The 8,024-nt window shown below is 72.6% G+C and carries 7 protein-coding genes; 6 read left to right on the top strand and 1 reads right to left on the bottom strand.

What is annotated here, in order from left to right:
• Positions 1-896 (top strand): DegT/DnrJ/EryC1/StrS aminotransferase family protein (locus JHN63_RS48865; protein WP_200691590.1); only part of this gene is annotated, 896 nt, incomplete at its 5' end.
• A 108-nt stretch (positions 897-1,004) separates the two neighbouring features.
• On the opposite strand, the gene JHN63_RS48870 is transcribed toward JHN63_RS48865, so the two are convergent.
• Entirely contained in the window at positions 1,005-2,198 is a 1,194-nt protein-coding gene (locus JHN63_RS48870; protein WP_374223021.1) for an RNA-guided endonuclease InsQ/TnpB family protein, read from the bottom strand.
• A gap of 153 nt (positions 2,199-2,351) precedes the next feature.
• On the opposite strand from JHN63_RS48870, the gene JHN63_RS48875 reads away from it, so the two are divergent.
• The 5 genes from JHN63_RS48875 (at position 2,352) to JHN63_RS48895 (ending at position 8,015) form a co-directional block, all read left to right on the top strand.
• Positions 2,352-3,965 carry a class I adenylate-forming enzyme family protein gene (locus JHN63_RS48875; protein WP_200691592.1) on the top strand — a complete coding sequence of 538 codons (1,614 nt, stop codon included), beginning with the start codon at positions 2,352-2,354 and terminating at the stop codon, positions 3,963-3,965.
• Between the two features lie 4 nt (positions 3,966-3,969).
• Positions 3,970-5,040 carry a methyltransferase gene (locus JHN63_RS48880; protein ID WP_307782172.1) on the top strand — a complete coding sequence of 357 codons (1,071 nt, stop codon included), beginning with the start codon at positions 3,970-3,972 and terminating at the stop codon, positions 5,038-5,040.
• Between the two features lie 38 nt (positions 5,041-5,078).
• Complete coding sequence (locus tag JHN63_RS48885; RefSeq protein ID WP_200691593.1) at positions 5,079-5,780, top strand: AAA family ATPase; 702 nt, start codon at positions 5,079-5,081, stop codon at positions 5,778-5,780.
• A 38-nt stretch (positions 5,781-5,818) separates the two neighbouring features.
• Positions 5,819-6,448 (top strand): flavodoxin family protein, encoded by a 630-nt coding sequence (locus JHN63_RS48890; RefSeq protein ID WP_200691594.1) that lies wholly within the window; start codon positions 5,819-5,821, stop codon positions 6,446-6,448.
• Positions 6,449-7,088: 640 nt separating this feature from the next.
• Complete coding sequence (locus JHN63_RS48895; protein ID WP_234478853.1) at positions 7,089-8,015, top strand: AvrD family protein; 927 nt, start codon at positions 7,089-7,091, stop codon at positions 8,013-8,015.
• Positions 8,016-8,024 lie beyond the last annotated feature (9 nt).

Raw genomic sequence — 8,024 nt, forward strand, 5'->3', positions numbered from 1 at the left:
TAGGTGTCGGGGCGCACGTCGGCGAAGACGGGGGTGGCGCCGACGTGCGCCCCGACACCTACACCGTCGACCCGCGGGCGGTCGCCGACCTGGTGACCGCCCGCACCGCCGGGATCGTCGCGGTCGACACGGTGGGCCTGCCCGCCGACTACACCGAACTGCAGGAGATCGCCGACCGCCACGGCCTGTTCCTGGTGGAGGACGCCGCCTGCGCCGTCGGCGCCACCTACCAGGGCCGCCGGGCGGGCGCGCTGGCGGAGGTGGGCTGCCTGTCCTTCCACGGCCGCAAGGGCGCCAGCAGCGGCGAGGGCGGCGCCCTGCTCGCCGCCGATCCGAAGATCGGGGCGGACGCGCGGCTGCGCTCGTCCTTCGGCATCGGCAGCATCTTCGACATGGGCAACGTCGTCGGCCTGCCGATCCCGGTGTTCACCGAGATCGGCTACAACTTCAAGCTGTCCGACATCGCCGCCGCCATCCTCGAGGTGCAGCTGGGCCGGATCGGCGAACTTCTGGACCGCCGCGCCGCCGTCGCCGCCCAGTACGGCGAACTCCTGGCCGGCGAGGACCTGCTGACGCTGCCGCACGTGCCCGCCGACCGCACCCACGCCTGGCAGACCTACATGGTCACCCTGGATGAGCGGGTGGACCGGGGGGCGGTGGCCACCGCGCTGCGCGGCCAGGGCATCGGCTGCGGGCACGGCACGTTCGCCGGCCACACCCAGCCCGTGTTCCAGGCGCAGCAGCGCTGCCCCGTCTCCCTCGACCTGGCCACCCGCCAGCTCGCGATCCCCATGCACGCCGAGCTGACCGAGGACCAGGTCACCCGCGTCGCCGGTGCCCTGCGCACCGCGGTCCGCACCCACACCGGCACGGCCGCCGCCCGCCGCGCCGCGTAGACCCGTTGCCACGGCCCCTGCGGCTCCCGCACATCGCCCACCCGCAGCGTGCCTCCGAAGGAGACACACCCCTTTGGCTTCGCTCCCTCTTGAAGAAGAGGGAGCTTCTCACGGCTCGCGCCGTGGGGTTTTCTGCTTCGATGCCGACTGCCCGCCCGGAGTGCTCCGTTGAGGTCTTGCACCGGCTCCACAGACAGATGCCGCCAGCCCGGCGGCCAGAAGGTTCTTCGCCGCGTTCACGTCCCGGTCGTGGACCGTCCCGCAGTCACACGTCCACTCACGGACATCGAGCGGTATCTTCGCCCGCACGGTGCCGCAGCGGGAGCACAGCCTGGAGGAGGGGAACCAGCGGTCCACGACCACGAGGTTCCTTCCGTACCAGGCACATTTGTACTCCAGCATCGCCCGCATCTCGCGCCAGGCCGCATCACTGACAGCGCGGGCGAGACCACGGTTTTTGACCATGTTGCGCACGGCCAGGTCCTCGATCACGAGCGTTTGGTTTTCACGCACGAGTCGGGACGTCAGCTTGTGCAGGCCATCGCGCCTGCGGTCGGCGATGCGGGCATGGATGCGGGCGACCTTGCGCCGGGCCTTGGCCCGGTTGGTTCCCTTGCCCCCGGCCTTGCGGGACAGTTCCCGCTGGGCCTTGGCGAGACGGGCACGGTCGGCACGTTCGTGCCGAGGATTGGTGATCTTCTCCCCGGTGGAGAGGGTCATCAGGTGGGTCAGGCCCGCGTCGATCCCTGCCGCCGCATTCGTGGCGGCCAGCGGCTGCACGCCCGGATCGCGGCACAGCAGCGAGACGAACCAGCGTCCCGCCGCGTCCTGCGAGACGGTCACTGTCGACGGGCTCGCGCCTTTGGGCAGGGGCCGGGACCACACGATCGCCACAGGCTCGGCCATTTTCGCCAGCCGCAGCTCACCGTCCCGGAAGCGGAACGCGCTGGTCGTGTACTCCGCGCTCCTGCGGGACTGCTTCCGGCTCTTGAAGCGCGGGTAGCCGGCCCGCTTGGCGAAGAAGAGGGTGAACGCCGCCTGCACGTGCCGAAGCGCCTGCTGCAGCGGGACTGACGACACCTCGTTGAGGTAGGCCAGCTCCTCGCTCCTCTTCCACGCCGTCAGCATCGCGGAAGAGGCGTTGTAACCGACCCGTTCCTGCCGTGCCCACGCCTCGGTACGGGCTGCGAGCGCCAGGTTGTAGACCTTCCGCACGCACCCGAACGTGCGCGACAGCTCAGCTGCCTGCGCGTGGGTCGGATAGAAGCGGTACTTGAACGCCCGCTTCACGTGAGTGGCCACGGCCACAAACTAACGCGTCAGCAGGCAGCCGTCTGAGGACAGTTGCCGGTGACCCGGTAAACCGCCCTCATGTCGAACGACTGCCTCTGCCCTGTGCAGGAGTCCGTTTTCCCCTCCGCGCCAAAAGGGGCGGAGTATCCACGGAGGAATCAGATGAAGGGCTCCACCGCCTACCGATCGATCCAACAACGCGGCCTGCACATCGGCCTCCTGCCCGAGACGGCCGCGGCCGTGAACCCCTCGACGCCGATCACCCTGGACCACGACCTGGACGTCCTGCCCGAGGCGGGCCGCCGGCTGACGGTCGGCCAGTACGCCGGGCACGTCGAGGACCTGGCCGCCCGCCTGTGGGCGGGCGGGGTACGGCCCGGCGAGCACGTGGTGATCTACAAGACGGCCAACGCCGACCACTGGATGCTGGCCTGCGCCGTCTCCCGGATCGGCGCGGTCGTGGTGAACCTCTCGCCGGCCCTGGACGCGGCAACCGTGGGCGTCCTGCTGGGCCGCCTGGGCGGCCCGACGCTGCTCACCGACGGCCCCACCCTGGACCGCCTGGCCGGGGTGGACCTGGCCGGTCTCACCCGCCGGGTGGTCACCTCGGCCGCCGACCGCCCCGGCACCGTCTCGCTGGCCGGGCTGGCGGGCGCGCCGCGGGTGCGGCCGGTGCTGCGGGGCCTGGACGAGGCCGCCGTCGTCACCCACACCTCCGGCACCACCGGCATCCCCAAACTCGTCGTCCACACCCCCCGCACCCAGGCCGTGCGGCTGGTGCCGCAGTGGCGGCTGCTGGCCCTGCTGCGCCGCCGGGAGACCGTCGCCATCCACGTGCCCTTCGTCCACTCCCGGATGGTCGCGGCGATGTCGCTGGCGCTGCTGCGGCAGTACCCGGTGCTGCTGCTGCGCGAGAACGACCCCGCCGTCGTCGCCGAACACCTGCTGGCCCACCGCCCGGCCCTCGTCGAGGCGCTGCCCAACTCCCTGATGGAGTGGGAACACCTCACCCGCGACCCGAGGATGCCGTTCGCGTCGGTGAAGGTCTTCTCCAGCACCTTCGACGCCATCCACCCCGCCACCATGAGCCGGCTGCTGAAGGCCTCGGCCCGCCGCGGCGCCCTGTTCTTCCAGATCTACGGCCAGAGCGAGGTCGGCCCGGCCGTGGGCCGCGCCTATCTGCGCCCCTTCGCCCACAAGGCCAACGGCCGCTGCGTGGGCTGGCCCATGCCCCGCGGCGCGGCCCGGATCCGCGTCGTGGGCAAGGACGGGAAACGCCCCACCGAGTCCCGCCCGGGCCGCATCCAGGTCGCCTGGCCGGGCCTTGCCCGGACCTACCACGGCGAGCAGGAGCGCTACGACAGCAACCGCGACGGCGAGTGGTGGGGGACCGGCGACGTCGGCTACGTCACCCGCCTGGGCTGTCTGCACCTGCTGGACCGGGAGGTCGACATGATCCCCGGGGTGCGCAGCTCCCTGCAGATCGAGGACGTCGTGCTGGGCGCGCTGGAGGAGCTGAGCGAACTGGTCGTGGTCCAGGGCCCGGCCGGGGAGGCGGTCCCGGTGGTCTGCACCCACGACGACGCCCCCCTGGACCGGGAGCGCTGGCGCACGGCGGCCGCGGCCTTCCCCCAGCTCGCCGACCCCGTGCAGATCCCGCAGGCCGAACTGCCCAGGACCGCCACCCTCAAGGTGCAGCGCCTGGAACTGGCCCGCCGCTTCACCGCTCCGCCCGGGCAGAGCCCCGCGCCCCGCCCCACCGACCCGAAAGGCTGACGCCGTGACACCTCACGCCACGCTCGCCCGGCTGCGCGAGTACATGGTCGGACCCTCGCGGTTCATGAGCCTGCTCGCCAGCTTCGAACTCGGCATCGTCGACGCCCTGCGCGAGCGCCCCGGCCAGAGCGCCGCCGAGCTCGGTGCAGCGGCCGGCACCAAGCCCGACGCCGTGGAACAGCTCCTGTTCCTCCTGGTCAAGGAGGGCTTCGTCGCCCACGACGAGGCGGCCGGCACCTACACCCTCGACGCGCTCGCCGACGTCCCCGTCGCCGACCTGGAGCGGGCCCTGGCCTACATGGACCTGATCAAGGTCACCGCGCTGCGCCAGCTGTTCTACCTCACCGAGTCCGCCCGCACCGGCACCGTCGTCGGCCTGCGCGAGCTCTACGGCGCCGAGGGCACCCTCTACGACGCGGTCGCCGACCACCCGGACCTGAACGAGTCGTGGCTGCGGCTGATGAACGGCGTCACCGCCAACATCGACCCGTGGTTCTTCGACAACATCGACGTCCCGGCCGGCTCCCGGGTCCTGGACGTCGCCGGCAACACCGGCCTGGGCGCCATCCACACCTACCGCCACAAGGCCTCGAAGGGCCTGACGGTGACCACCTTCGACCTGCCCGACAAGGAGGGCGAGGCGCTGGCCAACTTCCGCGCCGAAGGCCTCCAGGAGCAGCTGTCGTTCATCGGCGGCAACGTCTTCGACGAGATCCCCCGGGGCTACGACGTCGTCCTGGTCAAGCACTTCCTGGACATGTTCGACAAGGACGACGTGGTCCGGATCCTGCAGGGCGTCCACAAGTCCCTCGAGGTCGGCGGCACGGTCAACATCCTGGTGCCGGTCTACCCGGAGGACATCAAGGACACCGGCAACTACAACGTCGACTTCTTCCCGGCCTTCTTCATCGGCGCCGCCATGGGCCAGGGCGGCCCGCAGAAACTCTCGGTCTACGAGCGGTGGCTGCGCGAGTGCGGCTTCGAGGTGACCCGCGCCCTCACCCGGGACTCCGCCGACATCCCCCCGGACGTCATCCCCGTCCAGGCCCTCCTGACCGCGGTGAAGACCGCGTAGGAACCGGCCGGCCCCATGGAGACGGAGGTGGAGCAGTCATGAAGGTAGCCGTGTCCGGGACCTACTCCTCGGGCAAGACCTCGACGGTGATGGCGCTGTCGCACTACACCGGCATCCCGCGCTCACTGGCCCGCACCGTCCGGGAGATCATGCCGCAGGCCCTGCCGGGGGTGCGGCTCACGGACGTGACACCGGCCCAGTTCCTCCAGCTCACCCTGCGCCGCCACACCGGCCGCGCGGTCCAGGAGGCCCTGCTCGGCGACGACTTCGTCTCCGACGGGTCCTCCCTGCAGGAGTGGCTCTACGGCGAGGGCCGCCGCCGCTACGGCATGAACCCCAACACCACCGCGGGCGGGGCGCCGCCGGTCGACTCGCCGGAGATGGTGTTCTTCGGCGAGGTCGTCGAGCAGTACGGGCAGGCCTTCAGACAGCACGTCAAGGCCACCTACGACGCCTACGTCCACCTGCGCCACGAACTGCCGCTCGCCCCCGACGGCCACCGGCCGATGAACGACGCCTTCCGCGCGAGCGTCGACCGGATGCTGCTGGCCACCCTGGAGGAACTGCGCATCCCCTGCCACGTGGTCGGCGGCCCGATGGCCGACCGGCTGGAGACCATCACCGGGATCTTCGGGTGGACACCGGTCATGAGCACGGCCGAGGCCATCGAGCTGGCCCGCCGGGAGTACGGCCGCCAGGACTTCCGTATGGAGCACGAACGGGCCCCGGCACACCCATGAACCACCCCGCCCTCTCGGCGTCCGGAGGAGGACACCCGATGCCCGCACCATCCCCGCCCCGGCCGCTGGTGGCCGTCGCCTACCATTCCGGCCGCGGCCACACCGACGTGCTGGCCCGCTCCGTCCGGGCCGGCGCACGGTCCGCGGGCGCCGAGGTGAGCATGGTCGGCGTCGGCGCCATGGACGACGCCGCGTGGGACAGCCTCGACCGCGCCGACGCGATCGTCTTCGGGGCCCCCACCTACATGGGGTCGGCGTCGGGAGCGTTCCACGCCTTCGCCGAGTCGACCAGCAGGCGCTGGGCGCGCCAGGCCTGGAAGGACAAACTCGGCTCGGGGTTCACGATCGGCGCCTGCAAGGCGGGCGACAAGGACTCCACCCTCGGCTACTTCGCGACCCTGGGCGCCCAGCACGGCATGATCTGGGTCAGCCTCGGCCTGCTCCCGGGCTGGCATCTGAGCCACGAGAGCGAGAACGACCTCAACCGGCTCGGCTACTTCAACGGCGCCGCCGCCACCGCGCCCGGCGACCTCCCCGCCGACGCCGTGCACAAGGCGGACATCGCCACCGCCGAACACCTCGGCGAACGCGTGGCCCGCCTGACCGCAATCCACCTCGCCGGACACGCGGCCCTGGCCACCACCCGGCCCGCCGCCCCGATCACCTGACCCGCCGGCACCCCGGGCCGCAACGCCGGGGCGACCGCGACCACGTCTCCCGCAGGGGTTTCTCACTGCCGGGGACGCCCTGACTGTCTACTGCCGGGCCTGCCGGGCCTGCCGGGCCTGGCAGGTTCCCGGCGACACGGGACACGGGACACGGGCACGGATCCGCCCGGGGGAGAGCACCACGCGCAGAGACCTTCGCCCCGGGGGATTCCGCACGCTGCGACACCCTTCCCGGCGGCACTGCGTCCCACCCCCACCGCGTGCCGGCCGGCCCGCCGGGTCGGAGGGGGCCACGCGGCGGCCACGGCCGGGCCCCCTCAGCAGCGGCCAACTGCCAAGACCCGCAGCCGATTCACGCCCTCGCCCGCGCCTACGCGCCGCACCCGTCGGCCGCCCGCGCACGGGCCGTGCGCCCCTCCGTACCAGGACAGCCACGCCCCATCGCCGGGGCCGTCACCGCGGACGCGGCGGACGGGCCGGCCGTTCCCGCCGTCGAACCCGGAGGGGCCGGTCTCCCGGCGGGAACAGGAGCACCTGTGTCATCCCTGCACCTCGCGTCCATCGACGACTTCCTCGGCCCGCGCGAGGGCCGGTTCCTCGGCGGTTCCTCGGCGAGGGATTCAAACGGGTCGAACACTCGCTGACCGACCTCACGATCACCCCCGCCACTGCCACCACCGCGGCCGGCGGCGGTGCGGGCATCCGGGCCACGGCCCATCTCGCGCTGCCCGCCGCCTGGTCCCGCAAGGGCGACCGGTATCCGACCCCTCATCTCAGCTCCCTCGACGTGATGCTCTTCGCCGCCCGGCTCACCGGCCTGTACGCCGCCCACGCCTGCTCGCCGGCGCCCGGCGCCCGTTTCGAGGTGTGCCGTGTCGACATCAAGGCCGGCTCGCGTCCGGACGAGGAGGGACTGGAGAGCTTCCCGGTCGAGGGCCGGCTCGTGGCGGCCGAGAGCACGGGGCCGCTGTGGTCGACCACCCTGGACTGCCGTATCGGCTCGCTGTCGGCCCGGGTGCACGCCCGGCACGGCCCGGGCCGCCGCCCGCCGCTCCCGCCCCGCTCGTACTACCTGGCGGAGGAGCTGCCCGGGCCGTGGAACGACGCGCCCTACGGCGTCCCGCACGGCGCGCGCCGGCAGTTGCTCACCGGTGTGCGGGTTGGCGGCGGGGGAGGGGAGGATCCGCGGGCGTCGGCCCGGGTCGAGCTGGTCCCGGACGGCCTGCCGGCCACCATGATCGACGCGTTCGTCGCCGTCATGCAGCTGGGCCAGGTCCTGCTCTACACCCTGGACGGCGTCGAGCGCGCCGACAGCAACAACCTGTGGATGCGGCGCACCCGCGTCACGGCCGACGACGGTGCCGGTGTCCCGCAGGAGGCGGGCGGTGTGGTGACGGCCCGGCTGGGACGGGCCCGGCTGCTGCGCGCCGCCTCCGGCACCTGGCGTACGGCGGAGGTGAGCGGCGCCCTGGGCGGTGTGCGGGCGTGGGCCTCGGTGGCGCACCTGCTCGCCTCCCCGTCCCCGGACCCGGCCCCGGGCGTGAGCCGGGCCGACAGCGCCCGCTGAACCCCGAGC

This window comes from Streptomyces sp. MBT65 (assembly GCF_016612545.1).
GTDB lineage: Bacteria > Actinomycetota > Actinomycetes > Streptomycetales > Streptomycetaceae > Streptomyces.

Coding starts and splice junctions, on each gene's coding strand:
- JHN63_RS48885 (WP_200691593.1), top strand. CDS start 5,079: ATGAAGGTAGCCGTGTCCGGGACCTACTCCTCGGGCAAGACCTCGACG.
- JHN63_RS48890 (WP_200691594.1), top strand. CDS start 5,819: ATGCCCGCACCATCCCCGCCCCGGCCGCTGGTGGCCGTCGCCTACCAT.
- JHN63_RS48875 (WP_200691592.1), top strand. CDS start 2,352: ATGAAGGGCTCCACCGCCTACCGATCGATCCAACAACGCGGCCTGCAC.